The organism is Streptomyces sp. NBC_00461 (assembly GCF_036013935.1).
In the GTDB taxonomy this organism is placed as follows: domain Bacteria; phylum Actinomycetota; class Actinomycetes; order Streptomycetales; family Streptomycetaceae; genus Streptomyces.
Genome location: NZ_CP107902.1, coordinates 4,080,070 through 4,096,248, shown reverse-complemented (window position 1 = coordinate 4,096,248; position 16,179 = coordinate 4,080,070). Strand labels below are relative to the sequence as shown.

Here is a 16,179-nt window from a genome sequence, read left to right as displayed (position 1 = left end):
GAGGCTTCCTTGCACCGCCGCCGTCGCACCGCGCTCCTCCTCACCGCCGCGATCGCCGCCGCGGCCCCCGCCCTCACCGCCTGCGGAAACGACGCGCATCCCGGCGCGGCAGCCGTCGTCGGCGGCCAACGGATCACCGTGGCGCAACTGGAGACCCGGGTGAACGAGGTGCGCACGGCGCAGCGGGCGGCCGTGAAGGACCAGGCGCAGTACAAGCAGGCCGTCGAGCAGACCGGTGGCATCACCCGCGACACCCTGCACGGGATGGTTCTGGACCGGGTGCTGCATCGCGCCGCCCGGGACTCGGGCGTGAGTGTCACCGCCATGGAGGTCCAGCGGATGCGCTCCGGCCTGGAGCAGCAGGTCGGCGGTTCCAAGGCCCTGGAGACGGCCTGGCTCCAGCAGTACGGCGTCGCTCCGAAGCGCCTCGACGACAACCTCCGCCTCCAGCTGGAGGCTCAGAAGCTGGCCCGGACGCTCGGCACCGACACCAGCAAGCCGGCCTTCTGGAACGCCCTGTCCAAGGCGTCCAGGGAACTCCACGTCGACCTCAACCCGCGCTACGGCGTCTGGGACGTCCAGAAGAGCAGCCGCGTGGACGCGAAGACCCCTTGGGTGCGTGAGGTCACGGCGACGGGGACGCAGCAGACGGCGTAACGGTCCGGCAGGGCCGGCCCCTGTGGATAACTTCGGGGGCCGTCGGCGCGGTGCGTTACGTTCGGATCGTGAACGCAACCAGCTCCGCAGAGTCCGACCCCGGCCGCATCGTCCTGCTCACCACCAGCCACCGTGTCGCGCCCGGCCTGCTGTCCTGGCCGGCCTGGCAGGCACTGCACGCCGCCGACCGCGTGCTGTGCGCGGACGCCGCCCACCCGCAGCTGCCGTATCTGCGGGAGGCGGGCACAGCGGTCGACGAGGCCGCCCCCGCCGCCGAGGAACTGGTCGACGCGTGTGCGGGCGGGCGGACGGTCGTCGTGGTCGCGACGGGCGAGGGCGAGTCGGCCCTGACCGACGGACTGGCCCGTCTCGCCGGCTCCGGACGCGTGCACATGCCGGAGCTGGAGCTGCTCCCCGCCTCCTACGACCTCCCCGGCGCCCGTCTCCTGGACCTCGTCCAGGTCATGGACCAGATCCGCGCCGAGTGCCCGTGGTCGTCCCAGCAGACCCACAAGGGCCTGGCGAAGTACGGCATCGAGGAGGCGTACGAACTCGTCGAGGCGATCGAGGAGGGCGACCGCGACGAACTGCGCGAGGAACTGGGCGACGTCCTGCTCCAGGTGGTCTTCCACTCCCGTATAGCCGAGGAGGACCTGGAGAGCCCCTTCTCCATCGACGACGTGGCCGCCGGCATCGTCACCAAGCTCATCCACCGCCACCCGCACGTCTTCGGTGACGAGACGGCGTCCACGCCCGAGGAGGTCAAGGAGCACTGGCTGCGCACCAAGGCGGTCGAGAAGCAGCGCACCTCCGTGACGGAGGGCGTCCCCCTCGGCCAGCCGGGACTGGCCCTCGCGTCGAAGCTGGCGTCGCGGGTGCGGACCGCGGGCTTCGAGGTCCCGCTGCCCCGAGCCGAGGGCATCGGCTACGAGTTGCTGGCACTGGCCGTGCGCGCCGAGGCGGAGGGCGTGGACCCGGAGGCGGCCCTGCGGGCGGCGGCCCGGGCCTACCGGGACGCGATCAGACAGACCGAGGACCGGGCCCGCTCAGGCGGCGGCGAACCGCACGGGCAGCTCTCGTAGTCCGCGCATGATGAGGCCGCCCCGCCAGCGGAGGTCGGCGGGGTCGGCGGCGAGTTCGAGGTCGGGCAGGCGGCGCAGCAGGGTTTCGAGGGCGGTGCGGCCTTCGAGGCGGGCCAGGGGGGCGCCGAGGCAGTAGTGGATGCCGTGGCCGTATCCGAGGTGCTGGTTGTCCCGGCGGGTGAGGTCGAGGGTGTCGGGCTCCGAGAAGCGTGCGGGGTCGCGGTCGGCCGCGGCGAGGACGACCAGGACGGGATCGCCGGTGGCGATGCGCTGCCCGCCGACAGTGAGGGGCTCGGTGGCGAAGCGCCAGGTGGCCAGTTCGACAGGGCCGTCGTAGCGGAGCAGCTCCTCTATACCGGTGTCGAGCAGCCCGGTCTCACCGCGGTCGATCGACTCCTGGAGCCGCCCCCGCTGCTCGGGGTTGCGCAACAGCGCGTACGTCCCGTTGCCGATCAGGTTGATGGTGGTTTCGAAGCCGGCGAACAGCAGCACGAAGCACATGGCCGCGGCCTCGTTCTCGGTGAGGTGCTCACCGTGGTCGGAGGCGCGGATGAGGCCCGAGATCAGGTCGTCGCCGAGGTCGCCGCGCTTGCGGTGGATGAGCTCGGCGAGATAGCCGCGGATCTTCTTCACGGAGCGGGCGACGCCACCGCGCGGGCCGCCGCCGTGCCGGATCATCATCCCCGCCCAGTCGCGGAAGTCGTCCTGGTCCTCGCGGGGGACGCCGAGCAGGTCGCAGATCGCGTGGATGGGGAGGGGGAAGGCGAAGTCGTGGATCAGGTCGGCCTCGCCGTTCGGCGCGAACCGGTCGATCAGATCGTCCGTCAACTCCTGCACGCGCGGCGCGAATTCGGCCACCCGGCGCGGAGTGAACGCCGTGGAGACGAGGCGCCGCAGCCGGGTGTGGTCCGGCGGGTCGATGTTGAGCAGATGCGTCATCAGATTGGCGCTGCGCTCGCCCGGGATGCCGGTTTTGCTCTTGCCCTGCGCGTCCTCGGCATGATGGGCGGGGTTCTTCGACAGCCGCCCGTCCGCGAGCGCCTGACGCGCGTCGGCATAGCGGGTCACCAGCCACGCCTCGACCCCGCTGGGAAGCTTCGTCCAGTGGACGGGGGAGTGCTCGCGCAGCCATGCGTAGGCCGGGTAGGGGTCACCGGCGAATTCCCAGGTGAAGAGTTCGGGGGCGGTGTTGGGGACGTTCACAGGACGACCGTATCGGGAGCCGCTGGTGAACGTCCCGCCGCGGCGGACCGGTCAAAGATGACACGCGTTCAACTCCGTGATCTTCACGTGATCTACGCGGCATTAACTTGTGACAAGTGATCGACTGCCGATACGTTCACCCACCAGCGCGGTGCCGAGCACCATGCGCCGCGCCGATCACTGCTGTCTCGCGAAAGGCCCCCGCATGCTCTCCGGGAACGGTCGACACCGTCGCCCCCGTCAGGCTCCGGCACTCCTCGTCGCGGCCGGGGTGACCGGCTCCGCCATCGCCATCCCCCTCCTCGGGGCAGCCTCCGCGCACGCGGCCGACGGCACCACCTGGGACAAGGTGGCGAAGTGCGAGACCGGCGGCGCCTGGAGCGAGAACAGCGGCAACGGGTTCTACGGCGGACTCAAGCTGACCCAGAAGAACTGGGAGAAGTACGGCGGCCTCGACTACGCCCCCAGCGCCGACCTGGCCAGCCGCAGCCAGCAGATAGCCGTCGCCGAGAAGCTCCTGGACGACCAGGGCGTCGGCGCCTTCCACCTCTGCGGACTGACCTCGGGCCTGAACAAGGACTCGGACTCGGCCGACGTCGACACGGGCATTCTGGACGACGGTTCGGGTTCGTCCGATTCCTCTGACTCCTCCGACTCCACCGGTTTGTCCAACTCCTCCGGTAATGGATCCAGTGGGTCCAGTGATTCCTCTTCGTCGGATTCATCCTCCGGTGCGTCGTCCAGCACTTCCCCTTCCGCCTCCGGGGACGCGAAGGACAACTCCACCGAATCCGGCACATCGGCCTCACCCTCCACCTCCCCGTCCGAGACGGCCTCGCGTGACGCACAGCGTCGCGACGGTTCGTCCGCAGATCGGGCAAAGGGTGACGACTCGGGCAATATCCAGGAGGAAGTGGGTTCTTGGAGCCTCGTCGACACCGGCTCGATCGGCACCGGCCGCCATCGCGGCGCCAGCGCCGAGGGGGCCGAAGGGGTCAAGACGGACAGTCGCACGGACGACACGTATACGGTCCACGCCGGCGACACCCTCGCCTCCATCGCCGACTCCCTTGACCTGGACGGCGGGTGGCACGCGCTCTATGCCGAGAACGAGAAGGCTCTCGGTAGCGACCCGAACCGTATCGTCGCCGGTCAGACCCTGCGACTCCCTGCCGAATAGGGCGAAAAACAACGGGAGTTCGCGTCACCTTTCGCTGTGGAATGTCCGGTTTGGTGAAAGTGTGGGATGAGTCTCAGAAGCCCTGATCGTCTTTGAAATTCCCCGGATCGCGTGTCTACGGTCGTCACCGCTCGTCAACACGAGCCCCGGCTGCCGCAACGCCGAATCCTGCCAGCGGCCGTACGGGAACAGTCGTCGCGTAAAGCGCCGTAGGCAGGAGCGGGGGACCCAAGGTAGGCGCCGGGTCCGGCAGTTGAGGCCTCACGGCCTCCGACGCCGGAACCGGCTTGGGGTTAAGCCGCGCACCGGGAGGTGCGTGGCCGGGCAACTCAACCGGCCCGAACCCGACAGCTCACCTCGCAGGCGTCGGTGAGGGGATCCACCATGCTGTTTTCCGGCAAGGGCAAGCACCGTCGTCCGTCCAAGGCCACCCGCGCCGCCGCGATCGCCGGCGTCACCGGTGTCGCCATCGCCGCCCCGCTGATGGCGGCCGGCAGCGCCTCCGCCGCCACCGCCTCCGAGTGGGACGCCGTCGCCCAGTGCGAGTCGGGCGGCAACTGGTCCATCAACACCGGCAACGGCTACTACGGCGGCCTGCAGTTCTCCGCGTCCACCTGGGCCGCGTACGGCGGCACCGCCTACGCCGCGCAGGCCAACCAGGCCTCCAAGTCGGCGCAGATAGCCGTCGCCGAGAAGGTTCTCGCCGCTCAGGGCAAGGGCGCCTGGCCGGTCTGCGGCACGGGCCTGTCCAGCGCCGCCTACAACGGCGCCGGTGCCTCCAGCAGCAACAGCACCGCCAACCGCTCGGCCGACTCGCAGGCCGCCTCCCGCTCCTCCGAGCGCCCGGCCGCGAAGACCGAGAAGAGCCAGAAGACCGTCACCACCCCGACCGGCAAGAAGGTCAAGAAGGGCGACGGCGAGTACAAGGTCGTCAAGGGCGACACCCTCAGCTCGATCGCCGAGAAGCACGGCGTCAAGGGCGGCTGGCAGAAGCTGTTCAAGCTGAACAAGGACATCGTCTCCGACGCCAACCTCATCTACCCGGGCCAGCAGCTGCACCTGAAGTGACGGCCCGCCGGTAGCTGAACCACAGCGCCCGCCCATCCGTGTCCTCCACCATGGAGGACACGTGAGGCCCCCGTCCCCACGGGCTCCCCGCTCCGGTGCGTGTTCCCCCGTACGCACCGGGGCGGGGTTCTTTTTGCGTCCACGCTTTGTTCCGTTCGGAAACAATTTACTCTCGGTTCTGCTCAAGGGATGGTCGGCAGCGTGGCCGATCGGCCGGAGGCGGTTAGGCTCGTCTCGCAGAGCCACTGCGCTACTGCGGTAGCCGCGTCACATTCATGAAGGAGATGCTCGTGCCGTCCATCGACGTCGTCGTAGCCCGGGAAATCCTGGACTCCCGAGGCAACCCCACGGTCGAGGTCGAGGTAGGCCTCGACGACGGCAGCACGGGTCGTGCCGCCGTCCCCTCCGGCGCCTCCACGGGCGCCTTCGAGGCCATCGAGCTGCGCGACGGTGACCCCAACCGCTACCTCGGCAAGGGTGTCGAGAAGGCCGTCCTCGCCGTCATCGAGCAGATCGGCCCGGAGCTCGTCGGCTACGACGCCACCGAGCAGCGCCTGATCGACCAGGCCATGTTCGACCTGGACGCCACCGACAACAAGGGCTCCCTCGGCGCCAACGCCATCCTCGGCGTCTCCCTGGCCGTCGCCCACGCCGCCTCCGAGGCCAGCGACCTCCCGCTCTTCCGCTACCTGGGCGGCCCGAACGCGCACCTGCTGCCCGTTCCGATGATGAACATCCTGAACGGCGGCTCGCACGCCGACTCGAACGTGGACATCCAGGAGTTCATGATCGCCCCGATCGGCGCGGAGTCCTTCTCCGAGGCCCTGCGCTGGGGCGCCGAGGTCTACCACACCCTCAAGAAGGTGCTGAAGACCAAGGGCCTGTCCACCGGCCTCGGCGACGAGGGCGGCTTCGCCCCGAACCTGGAGTCCAACCGCGCCGCGCTCGATCTCATCATCGAGGCCATCAAGCAGGCCGGTTACATCCCCGGCGAGCAGATCGCGCTCGCGCTCGACGTCGCCGCGTCCGAGTTCTACAAGGACGGCAAGTACGAGTTCGAGGGCAAGTCCCGCTCGGCCGCCGAGATGACCGAGTACTACGAGGAGCTCGTCTCCGCGTACCCGCTCGTCTCCATCGAGGACCCGCTGTACGAGGACGACTGGGCCGGCTGGAAGGTCATCACCGACCGGATCGGCGAGAAGGTCCAGATCGTCGGCGACGACCTGTTCGTCACCAACCCGGAGCGCCTGGCCCGCGGCATCGAGGAGGGCACCGCCAACGCCCTGCTCGTCAAGGTGAACCAGATCGGCTCGCTGACCGAGACCCTGGACGCCGTCGAGATGGCCCAGCGCAACGGCTTCAAGTGCATGATGTCCCACCGCTCCGGCGAGACCGAGGACGTCACCATCGCCGACCTCGCGGTCGCGGTGAACTGCGGCCAGATCAAGACCGGCGCCCCGGCCCGCTCGGACCGCGTCGCCAAGTACAACCAGCTGCTGCGCATCGAGGAGATCCTCGACGACGCCGCGGAGTACGCGGGCCGCTCGGCCTTCCCGCGCTTCAAGGTCTGACCTTCCGGGCTGACCCTCCGGGGTCAATCCTTAGCCAGTCGTACGTACGTCCCCGTACCGGTCCCGTACCGTGTGCGGGGACGTACGCGCGTGTGAACGGGAGGCGGGGAACATGGCCGTGAAGGACCGGGACCGGTTCTCCACCGCGACCAGGATCAAGCTGCTCGGCGAGCAGACGGCGGCCCGTGTCTACCGCTCCCAGACCAAGCGCCAGGCCCGCCGCTCGCGCCTCACCGGCCGGGCGGCGCTGCTCGCCCTGGTCCTGTGCTCGCTGGTCGTCGCCCTCGCGTATCCCATAAGGCAGTACGTCTCCCAGCGCTCCGACATCGCCGACCTCCGGCGGCAGAAGGCACAGGCCAAGGAGCGGGTCGAGCAGTTGCGCGACCTGAAGGCACGCTGGCAGGACGACGCGTACGCCGAGCAGCAGATCCGGCTGCGGCTGCACTATGTGATGCCGGGCGAGACGGGTTACGTCGTCATCGACCCGAACGCCGCCAAGCAGTCGCGGGCCGAACTCGGCGCCGCCGACCGCCCCTGGTACACGAACGTCTGGGACGGGGTCGACAAGTCAGACGCCTCCGACCAGTAACCGACAGAGGAATTCAGTACAGGCATGGAAACGCCCCCGCCGCCCACCCCGCGCACCGAGCCCACCGACGCGGACGTCGAGGCCTTCAAGCAGCAGCTAGGGCGGCCGCCGCGCGGGCTGCGCGCCATCGCGCACCGCTGCCCCTGCGGTCAGCCGGACGTCGTCGAGACGGCGCCGCGCCTGCCCGACGGCACGCCCTTCCCGACGACGTACTACCTGACGTGCCCGCGCGCCGCCTCGGCGATCGGCACGCTGGAGGCGAACGGCGTCATGAAGGAGATGACGGAGCGGCTGCAGTCCGATCCGGAACTTGCCGCCGCGTATCGCTCCGCGCATGAGGACTACATCCGGCGCCGGGACGAGATCGAGGTGCTGGAGGGGTTCCCGAGCGCCGGTGGCATGCCGGACCGGGTGAAGTGTCTGCACGTGCTGGTGGGGCACTCTCTGGCCGCGGGGCCTGGCGTGAACCCCCTCGGCGACGAGGCACTGGCGATGCTGCCGGAGTGGTGGCTCAAGGGGCCGTGTGTTGTGCCGCCGGGTGCAGCCGAGGAGTGACCGGTGGTGCCATCGCGTCCCCGGGGCAGCGACCCCCCGGGGCTGCGCCCCCGGACCCCCGATTCGGCCTGAACGGCCTCGTCCTCAAACGCCGGACGGGCTGACGATGCCTGACCGGTGTTCTCAAGTGCCGGTCGGTCTGAAGACACCTGGCCGGCGTTCAAAAGCTCACGCAGAAGGGCTCACACCATGACCCGGGTCGCTGCCATCGACTGCGGTACCAACTCCATCCGTCTCCTCGTCGCCGACGCGGACCCGGACACCGGTGAACTGGTCGATCTGGACCGGCGCATGACCATCGTGCGGCTCGGACAGGGCGTCGACCGGACCGGGCGGCTCGCCCCCGAGGCGCTGGAGCGGACGTTCGCCGCCTGCCGTGAGTACGCCGCGATCATCAAGGAGCACGGCGCCGAGCGACTGCGCTTCGTGGCCACCTCGGCCTCCCGGGATGCCGACAACCGCGACGAGTTCGTGCGCGGCGTGCTCGACATCCTCGGCGTCGAACCCGAGGTCATCTCCGGCGACCAGGAGGCCGAGTTCTCCTTCACCGGCGCGACCAGGGAACTGACGGGCAGCGACCACCTCGCCAAGCCGTATCTCGTCGTGGATATCGGCGGCGGCTCGACCGAGTTCGTCGTGGGCGAGGAGCACGTGCGCGCGGCGCGCTCGGTCGACGTCGGCTGTGTGCGGATGACCGAGCGGCACCTGGTGCGGGAGGGCGCCGTCACCGACCCGCCGACCGACGAGCAGATCGCGGCGATGCGGGCCGACATCGAGCGGGCCCTCGATGTCGCCGAGGAGACGGTTCCGCTCAGCGAGGCGCGCACGCTGGTCGGGCTCGCCGGGTCGGTCACGACGATCTCGGCGATCGCGCAGGAACTGCCCGAGTACGACTCGCGGCGCATCCACCACTCCCGTGTCCCGCACGACAAGGTCCGCGAGATCACCGAGTGGCTGCTTCACTCCACCCACGCCGAGCGGGCAGCCGTCCCCTCCATGCACCCGGGGCGCGTCGACGTCATCGCGGCGGGGGCCCTCGTACTGCTCTCGATCATGGAGCGGACCGGGGCGGAGGAGGTCGTGGTGAGCGAGCACGACATCCTCGACGGCATCGCGTGGTCGGTGGCTTAGGTCTCCTTCGTTACCGATCAGTAGCTCTCGGACGAGCAGGTCGGATAGCGTATGAGCGCGGCCGTGGGGCCTTTCGGGGCCCTTCGGCGACACGCCGCCGGGAAAGTTCGTGAAGTTCTTCACAAGGAATTCCGCCCGGTGGAAGCACGAAAGAGCGCCCCGTTGGACCTTCCGGGGGTCAACAGGCCCTTGAACGCGTTCAATAGGGGCAGGTGAGAGGGTCGCGAGAGGGCCTTCCGCGGGGGTGTTCCGGAGGGTCTCACGGCCACCTTCTGGACCCGGAGAGGCAGCTCACGCGGCATTGACAACGGGACGTACCGCTCCCGGAGCCACCCGCCCTGCCGAGGCCTGTGGCATGTGAGTCGCGGAGGATAACACACCCCCTGCAAGAGCTTGTGAAGGGGCGCACGAGCGACCCCCCTGAGGCGGGTGGATACTCGATGGCATGAGCACCACGGAGCGTCCCAGGATCCTCGTAGTAGGCGGTGGGTACGTAGGCCTGTACGCAGCTCGGCGTATCCAGAAGAAGATGCGCTACGGCGAGGCGACCGTCACGGTCGTCGACCCCCGGTCGTACATGACCTACCAGCCCTTCCTCCCCGAAGCCGCCGCCGGCAACATCTCCCCGCGCCACGTCGTCGTCCCGTTGCGACGCGTGCTGCCGAAGGCGGAGGTTCTCACCGGTCGGGTCACCACCATCGACCAGGACCGCAAGGTCGCCTCGATCGCCCCGCTGGTCGGCGAGGCGTACGAGCTGCCCTTCGACTACCTGGTGATCGCGCTCGGCGCGGTCTCCCGCACCTTCCCGATCCCCGGCCTCGCCGAGCAGGGCATCGGCATGAAGGGCGTCGAGGAGGCCATCGGCCTGCGCAACCACGTCCTTGAGCAGCTCGACAAGGCCGACTCCACGAAGGACGAGGAGATCCGCCGCAAGGCGCTCACCTTCGTCTTCATCGGCGGCGGCTTCGCGGGCGCCGAGACGATCGGCGAGGTCGAGGACCTGGCCCGCGACGCGGCCAAGTACTACAAGAACGTGTCCCGCGAGGACATGCGCTTCATCCTCGTCGACGCCGCCGACAAGATCCTTCCCGAGGTCGGCCCGAAGCTGGGCGCCTACGGCAAGGAGCACCTGGAGAGCCGCGGCGTGGAGATCTACCTCTCCACCTCGATGGACTCCTGCGTCGACGGCCACGTCGTCCTGAAGAACGGCCTCGAGGTCGACTCCAACACCATCGTGTGGACGGCGGGCGTCAAGCCGAACCCGGTGCTGTCCCGCTACGGCCTGCCGCTGGGCCCCCGCGGTCACGTCGACTGCGCCCCGACCCTCCAGGTCCAGGGCACCGACTACATCTGGGCCGCCGGCGACAACGCCCAGGTCCCGGACCTCGTCGGCCGCAAGGCGGGCAACGAGAACGCCTGGTGCCCGCCGAACGCCCAGCACGCGCTGCGTCAGGCCAAGGTCCTCGGCGACAACGTGATCTCCGGCATGCGGGGCTTCCCGCAGAAGGACTACAGCCACGGCAACAAGGGCGCCGTCGCGGGTCTGGGCCTGCACAAGGGCGTCGCAATGATCGTCATGGGCAAGATGAAGATCAAGCTCAAGGGCCGTCTCGCCTGGTACATGCACCGCGGCTACCACGGTCTGGCCATGCCGACCTGGAACCGCAAGGTCCGCGTCTTCGCCGACTGGACCCTCGGCATGTTCCTCAAGCGCGAGGTCGTCTCCCTCGGCGCGATGGAGCACCCGCGCGAGGAGTTCTACGAGGCGGCCAAGCCGGTGCCTGCGCCCGCGGCGGCCAAGCCGGAGAAGACCGAGGCCAAGGCCTCCTGACCGCCTCCGGTCACTGAACGAACCGAAGGGCCTCCCGCCATCCGTGGTGCGGGAGGCCCTTCGGCGTTCCCGGGGGGCTGAGCCCCCGGCCCCCCTTCGGCCTGGACGGCCTCGTCCTCAAACGCCGGACGGGCTGATACATGGCCGCTGCACCTATTTTGCCCAGCTGTAACGCTGCTGGGGGACTGCGCAGCCACCCCTTTTTTGTTTACGTGGTGTTGGACATTCCGGGATCGCTCCTCACGGAGGTGTGCGCCATGGCCGACGCCGCGCTGCGGCTGAAGAGCCTCGTCGAACAGTTGCTGGGTGTGCCGCTGTCCCTGCGCATCCGCGCCTGGGACGGTTCGGAGGCCGGGCCGCCGGGCGCGCCCGCGCTGGTCGTGCGCAACCGCCGGGCCGTGCGGCGGCTGCTGTTCAAACCGGGGGAGCTGGGTCTCGCCCGCGCCTGGGTCGCCGGGGACCTCGACATCGAGGGCGACCTCTACACGGCCCTCGACCTGATCTCGACGCTGGTGTGGGAGCGCGGCGAGGACGCCAGGAGCCTCCTGGAGGCGCTCAGGGACCCGCAGGTGCGGGCCGCCGCCCGCGGACTGGTGAAGGTCGCGAGACTGCCGCTGCCGCCCGCACCGCCCCGCGAGGAGGTCCGAAGAGCCCGCACCCATCTGCACACCAAGCGCACCGACAAACGCGCCATCAGCCATCACTACGACGTGGGCAACGACTTCTACGAGATCGTCCTCGGCCCGTCCATGGTGTACTCGTGCGCCTACTGGCCCTCCCCGGACGCCACCCTCGAACAGGCGCAGCGCGACAAGCTGGAACTCGTCTGCCGCAAGCTCGACCTGACGCCCGGTCAGCGTCTGCTCGACGTGGGCTGCGGCTGGGGCTCGATGGCCATCCACGCCGCACGCGAGCACGGCGTACGTGTCGTCGGCATCACGCTCTCCCACGAACAGGCCGCGTACGCCCGCAAGCGCGTCGCCGGCGAGGGGCTGACCGACCGGGTCGAGATCCGGGTGCAGGACTACCGGGACGTCGTCGACGGCCCGTTCGACGTCATCTCGTCCATCGGGATGGCCGAACACGTCGGCGCCGAGCGGTACCTGGAGTACGCCGAGGACCTGTACCGGCTGCTGCGGCCCGGCGGCCGGCTGCTCAACCACCAGATCGCCCGCCGGCCGCAGCGCGACGAATCGACGTACAACCTCGATGAGTTCATCGGCGCGTATGTCTTTCCCGGCGGTGAGCTCGCCCCGGTCGGCACGACGGTCACCCAGCTCGAACGCGCCGGGTTCGAGGTGCGCGACGTCGAGTCGATCCGCGAGCACTACGCGCTCACCCTGCGCCGCTGGGTGGCCAACCTGCAGGCGGACTGGACGCGTTCGGTACGGCTGACCAGTCCGGGGCGCGCCCGTGTCTGGCTGCTGTACATGGCCGCCTGCGCCCTCGCCTTCGAGCGCAACCGCATCGGCGTGAACCAGGTGCTGGCGGTCAGGGCGCCGGAGGACGGCGCGTCGGGGATGCCGCTGCGCTCCCGCACCTGGGGTGCGTGACGCCGTACGAGCACGGCAGTCGGGGCCCCGTCCGGTGAGACCGGACGGGGCCCCGACTGCCTTACGGCTACTCCGACTTGATGGCCGTCAGCATGTTCAGGCGGGCCGCACGCCGGGCCGGCCACAGGGCGGCGAGGATGCCGACCGTCGCGGCCAGGAGGAGGAAGACCGCCATCCTCGTCCAGGGCAGGACCAGTTCGTACGTCGCCATCTTCGTGCCGATGAGTTCGCCGGCCGCCCAGCCGAAGAACACGCCGAGACCGATGCCGAGCACACCGCCGAACAGGGAGATCACCAGGGACTCCAGGCGGACCATGCGCTTGATGCCCTTGCGGTCCAGGCCGATCGCGCGGAGCATGCCGATCTCCTGCGAGCGTTCGAAGACCGACATGGCCAGGGTGTTGATGACGCCGAGGACCGCGACGATCACCGCCATGGCGAGCAGGCCGTAGAGCATGTTCAGCATCAGCGTGAACATCTTCGCGACGTCGTCGGACAGGTCCTGCTTGCTCTGCACCTTGATGGCCGGGTTGGTGCCGAGGGCCTTCTCCAGCTTGTCCTTGGTCGTGCCGGAGGCGCCGTCGGCCGTCTTCACCAGCACCCGCATGTCGCCGGGATCGGTCATGTGCGGGGTGACGGTCCCGCTGTCGACCAGGATGCCCTGGATGAACTCGTTGCCCTCGTAGACGCCGGAGACCGTCAGCCGGGACGACTTCCCGTCCTCGTAGTGCGCGGTGAAGCTCGAACCCTCCTTCCAGCCACGGGACTTGGCCGTGTCCTCGTCCACGACAGCCTGCGTGGCGCCCACCTTGAAGGCGCCGCTGTCCACCTTCAGATCGGTCAGGTCGGCGATCGCCGAGCCGTTCACCCCGGTCAGGGACTCGCCCGTGCCGTCGATGCGCGCATAGACGTTGCGCAGCGGGCTGGTGGCGGTCACCTCGGCGGTGGCGTTCAGCTTCTTGTCGACGTCCGGCGAGAGCTCGTTGCCGTTCGCCATGGAGACCACGTAGTCGGCCCTGATGGCGGACGACGCCATCTTGTCGATCGACTTCTGCAGGCTGCCCGCCATCACCGTCATGCCGGTGATGAGGGTCAGCCCGATCATCAGCGCGGAGGCGGTGGCGGCCGTACGGCGCGGGTTGCGCACCGAGTTCTGGCGGGCCAGCTTGCCCGAGACACCGAAGGCCCTCAGAAGCGGTGACGCGGCCGCGATCAGCGGGCGGGACAGCAGCGGCGTCAGGATGAAGACGCCGATGATGAGCAGCACCGCGCCGAGGCCCATGGGGGCCTGCCCGTCCGAGCCGTCCATCGTCGTGGCCGCCAGGACCACCGCGATGCCGGCGGCGCTGAACAGGGCGCCGAGCGTGTTGCGCAGCACCAGGGACTTGGTCGTCGCCTTCGCGTGCACGCTGCTCATCGCGGCCACCGGCGGGATCTTCGCGGCGCGGCGGCCGGGCAGCCAGGCGGCGAGCATGGTGATGACGATGCCGACCACGAGGGCGCTGGCGATCGTGCCGGGCGAGATGACCAGCGGCCCGTCCGGGACCGTGGCACCCAGGGTGTTCATGAGGGAGCGCAGGCCGGCGCCGATGCCGATGCCCGCGACCAGTCCGGTCACGCCGGCGACCGCACCGACCACGAAGGCCTCGATGAGCACGGAGCGGGTGACCTGGCGGCGGGAGGCGCCGACCGCCCGCAGCAGCGCCAGCTCCCTGGTGCGCTGGGCGACCAGCATGGTGAAGGTGTTGGCGATGATGAACGTGCCGACGAAGAGCGCGATACCCGCGAAGACCAGCAGGCCCTGCTTCAGCCCGCTCATCGACGACGAGATCTGCTCGGCCTGGTCGTCGGCGAGCTGCCGGGCGGTGGTGGTCTCCACCAGCTTCGTGCCCAGTGCCTTGTCCAGTCCGGCCTTCAGCGCGGTCTGGGAGGTGCCGGTGGCGGCCTTCACGTCGATCTCGTCGTACGTGCCCGCCTTGCCGAACAGCTTCTGCGCGGTGGGAGTGTCGTAGAGGGCGAGGCTGCCGCCGGCGGCGACGTTGCCGTCGTCCGTGGTGAAGATGCCGGTGATCGTCGGCGTGAGGACCGGGCCGTCGACGGAGAGCCGGACCGTGTCACCGACCTTGTACCCGGCGCGGTGTGCGGTCTCCGAGTCGATGGCGACCTGGTTCCCGCCGTGCGGCGCGCTGCCGGACGTCAGTGGGTAGCGCGGGTCCTTGGCGCCCCAGTAGTTGCCGCCCTGCGACTGGAAGCCACCGCCGATGAGCTTGCCGTCCTTGTCGGCGATGGCAGTGAAGCCGCCCACCACGCCGATCGCGGACGCGGCCCCCGGCACCTTCGCGCTCCGGTCGAGCACGGCCTGGGTGAGCTCGGGCCTCTTGCTGATCGTGTTGCCCTTGTCCTCCTGGGACTTGGCCTGCACGGCGACGTCGACCTGGCCGAAGCCCTTGGCCGAACTGTTCTGGTACGCGTCCGAGATGGTGTTGGTGAAGACCAGCGTCCCCGAGACGAAGGCCACGCCGAGCATCACGGCGAGCACGGTCATCAGGAGCCGGGCCTTGTGCGCGAGTACGTTGCGCAGGGCGGTGCGGAACATCAGCTCGTACGGCCCTTCGCGTCGAATCCGGGGGTCTGGGGCCGCGCGGCGGAGCCGCTGGTCTGACCGCCCGAAGGGAACTGCCGCATGAAGTCGAGGACCTTCTCGGCCGTCGGCTGGATCATCTCGTCGACGACCCTGCCGTCGGCCAGGAAGACGACCCGGTCCGCGTAGGCCGCCGCCACCGGGTCGTGGGTCACCATGACGACGGTCTGCCCCAACTCCCTTACGGAGTTGCGCAGGAAGCCCAGTACCTCGGCGCCGGCGCGGGAGTCGAGGTTTCCGGTCGGCTCGTCGCCGAAGATGATGTCCGGCTTGGAGGCGAGGGCGCGGGCCACGGCGACGCGCTGCTGCTGGCCGCCGGAGAGTTCGGCGGGCCGGTGCCCGAGCCGGTCCCTCAGGCCCACCATCCCGATCACGGTGTCCAGCCACTGCTTGTCGGGCTTGCGGCCCGCGATGTCCATCGGGAGGGTGATGTTCTCCAGGGCGGTCAGCGTCGGCAGCAGGTTGAACGCCTGGAAGATGAACCCGATCTTGTCCCGGCGCAGCTTGGTGAGGTGCTTGTCCTTCAGCGATCCGAGCTCGGTCTCGCCGATGCGCACGGAGCCGGAGGAGAAGGTGTCGAGTCCGGCCACACAGTGCATCAGCGTGGACTTGCCCGACCCGGAGGGGCCCATGATCGCGGTGAACTCTGCCTGGTGGAAGTCGGCGGAGACCCGGTCGAGGGCGACCACCTGGGTCTCGCCCTGTCCGTAGATCTTCGAGAGATCCGTGGCGCGTGCGGCCACGGTGCTGGTGGCCCGGCCGGCGACGGGTGTGGTGGTCACGGGAAGGAACTCCTCGCGGGACGACGTGTGGAAGGGACGTGTTCCATCGTGGTGGCTGATCCTTGCCGTGTAGTCAGCCGCTGTTCCGGTTCCGAAGGCAGACTCGGGTCGGACCCCCGGCCCTCGTGTCATACCTGGGGATGACGGGCACCCCTGACAGCCGCGATGGGCAAGCGCTTACGTCAAGAACCGGTGGAGCACCCTCGTTCGGGCGGTGAAATTCCGTCATTCCGCATGCGCGGGCGACCGCCGCACGCAAGGCTATTGGCAAGTGCGGATGGCCCAGTCCACGGGCTGATGCACCCTCAGAAGTCAATAAAATAAGACAACATCGGT

At 69.4% G+C, this 16,179-nt stretch carries 13 protein-coding genes and 1 riboswitch; of the genes, 10 read left to right on the top strand and 3 right to left on the bottom strand.

The window, feature by feature from the left end:
• Nucleotides 1–9: 9 nt before the first annotated feature.
• Nucleotides 10–657, top strand: coding sequence for a SurA N-terminal domain-containing protein (locus OG870_RS19150; protein WP_266515745.1), 648 nt, complete (start codon nt 10–12; stop codon nt 655–657).
• A 68-nt stretch (nt 658–725) separates the two neighbouring features.
• Nucleotides 726–1,739, top strand: coding sequence for a nucleoside triphosphate pyrophosphohydrolase (locus OG870_RS19145; RefSeq protein ID WP_266583994.1), 1,014 nt, complete (start codon nt 726–728; stop codon nt 1,737–1,739).
• Here OG870_RS19145 and OG870_RS19140 read toward each other — a convergent pair.
• Entirely contained in the window at nt 1,704–2,942 is a 1,239-nt protein-coding gene (locus OG870_RS19140) for a cytochrome P450 family protein (protein WP_266583996.1), read from the bottom strand. The genes OG870_RS19145 and OG870_RS19140 overlap by 36 nt on opposite strands.
• Before the next feature lie 205 nt (nt 2,943–3,147).
• Here OG870_RS19140 and OG870_RS19135 point away from each other — a divergent pair, with 205 nt between their 5' ends.
• The 8 genes from OG870_RS19135 (at nt 3,148) to OG870_RS19100 (ending at nt 12,420) form a co-directional block, all read left to right on the top strand.
• On the top strand, nt 3,148–4,122 hold the full coding sequence (locus OG870_RS19135; protein WP_266583998.1) for a LysM peptidoglycan-binding domain-containing protein: 975 nt from the start codon (nt 3,148–3,150) through the stop codon (nt 4,120–4,122).
• 195 nt (nt 4,123–4,317) lie between these two features.
• Nucleotides 4,318–4,503: riboswitch (cyclic di-AMP (ydaO/yuaA leader) on the top strand.
• Between the two features lie 3 nt (nt 4,504–4,506).
• Entirely contained in the window at nt 4,507–5,190 is a 684-nt protein-coding gene (locus OG870_RS19130; protein ID WP_266515733.1) for a transglycosylase family protein, read from the top strand.
• Between the two features lie 284 nt (nt 5,191–5,474).
• Nucleotides 5,475–6,761 carry a phosphopyruvate hydratase gene (gene eno / locus OG870_RS19125; RefSeq protein ID WP_266520351.1) on the top strand — a complete coding sequence of 429 codons (1,287 nt, stop codon included), beginning with the start codon at nt 5,475–5,477 and terminating at the stop codon, nt 6,759–6,761.
• A gap of 112 nt (nt 6,762–6,873) precedes the next feature.
• A complete protein-coding gene (locus OG870_RS19120) occupies nt 6,874–7,350 on the top strand; it encodes an FtsB family cell division protein (RefSeq protein ID WP_266515730.1) in 477 nt (158 codons plus the stop codon).
• 24 nt (nt 7,351–7,374) lie between these two features.
• On the top strand, nt 7,375–7,905 hold the full coding sequence (locus OG870_RS19115; protein ID WP_266515727.1) for a DUF501 domain-containing protein: 531 nt from the start codon (nt 7,375–7,377) through the stop codon (nt 7,903–7,905).
• Nucleotides 7,906–8,094: 189 nt separating this feature from the next.
• Nucleotides 8,095–9,036: a Ppx/GppA phosphatase family protein gene (locus OG870_RS19110; protein WP_266840071.1), complete on the top strand. Its 942-nt coding sequence runs from the start codon at nt 8,095–8,097 to the stop codon at nt 9,034–9,036.
• Nucleotides 9,037–9,481: 445 nt separating this feature from the next.
• Complete coding sequence (locus OG870_RS19105; protein ID WP_266515721.1) at nt 9,482–10,867, top strand: NAD(P)/FAD-dependent oxidoreductase; 1,386 nt, start codon at nt 9,482–9,484, stop codon at nt 10,865–10,867.
• 257 nt (nt 10,868–11,124) lie between these two features.
• Entirely contained in the window at nt 11,125–12,420 is a 1,296-nt protein-coding gene (locus tag OG870_RS19100) for a class I SAM-dependent methyltransferase (RefSeq protein ID WP_266584003.1), read from the top strand.
• A gap of 67 nt (nt 12,421–12,487) precedes the next feature.
• On the opposite strand, the gene OG870_RS19095 is transcribed toward OG870_RS19100, so the two are convergent.
• Nucleotides 12,488–15,016 (bottom strand): ABC transporter permease, encoded by a 2,529-nt coding sequence (locus tag OG870_RS19095; RefSeq protein ID WP_266840074.1) that lies wholly within the window; start codon nt 15,014–15,016, stop codon nt 12,488–12,490.
• Complete coding sequence (locus OG870_RS19090; protein ID WP_266515713.1) at nt 15,016–15,843, bottom strand: ABC transporter ATP-binding protein; 828 nt, start codon at nt 15,841–15,843, stop codon at nt 15,016–15,018. Before OG870_RS19090 ends, OG870_RS19095 begins: the two co-directional genes overlap by 1 nt.
• Between the last annotated feature and the right edge of the window lie 336 nt (nt 15,844–16,179).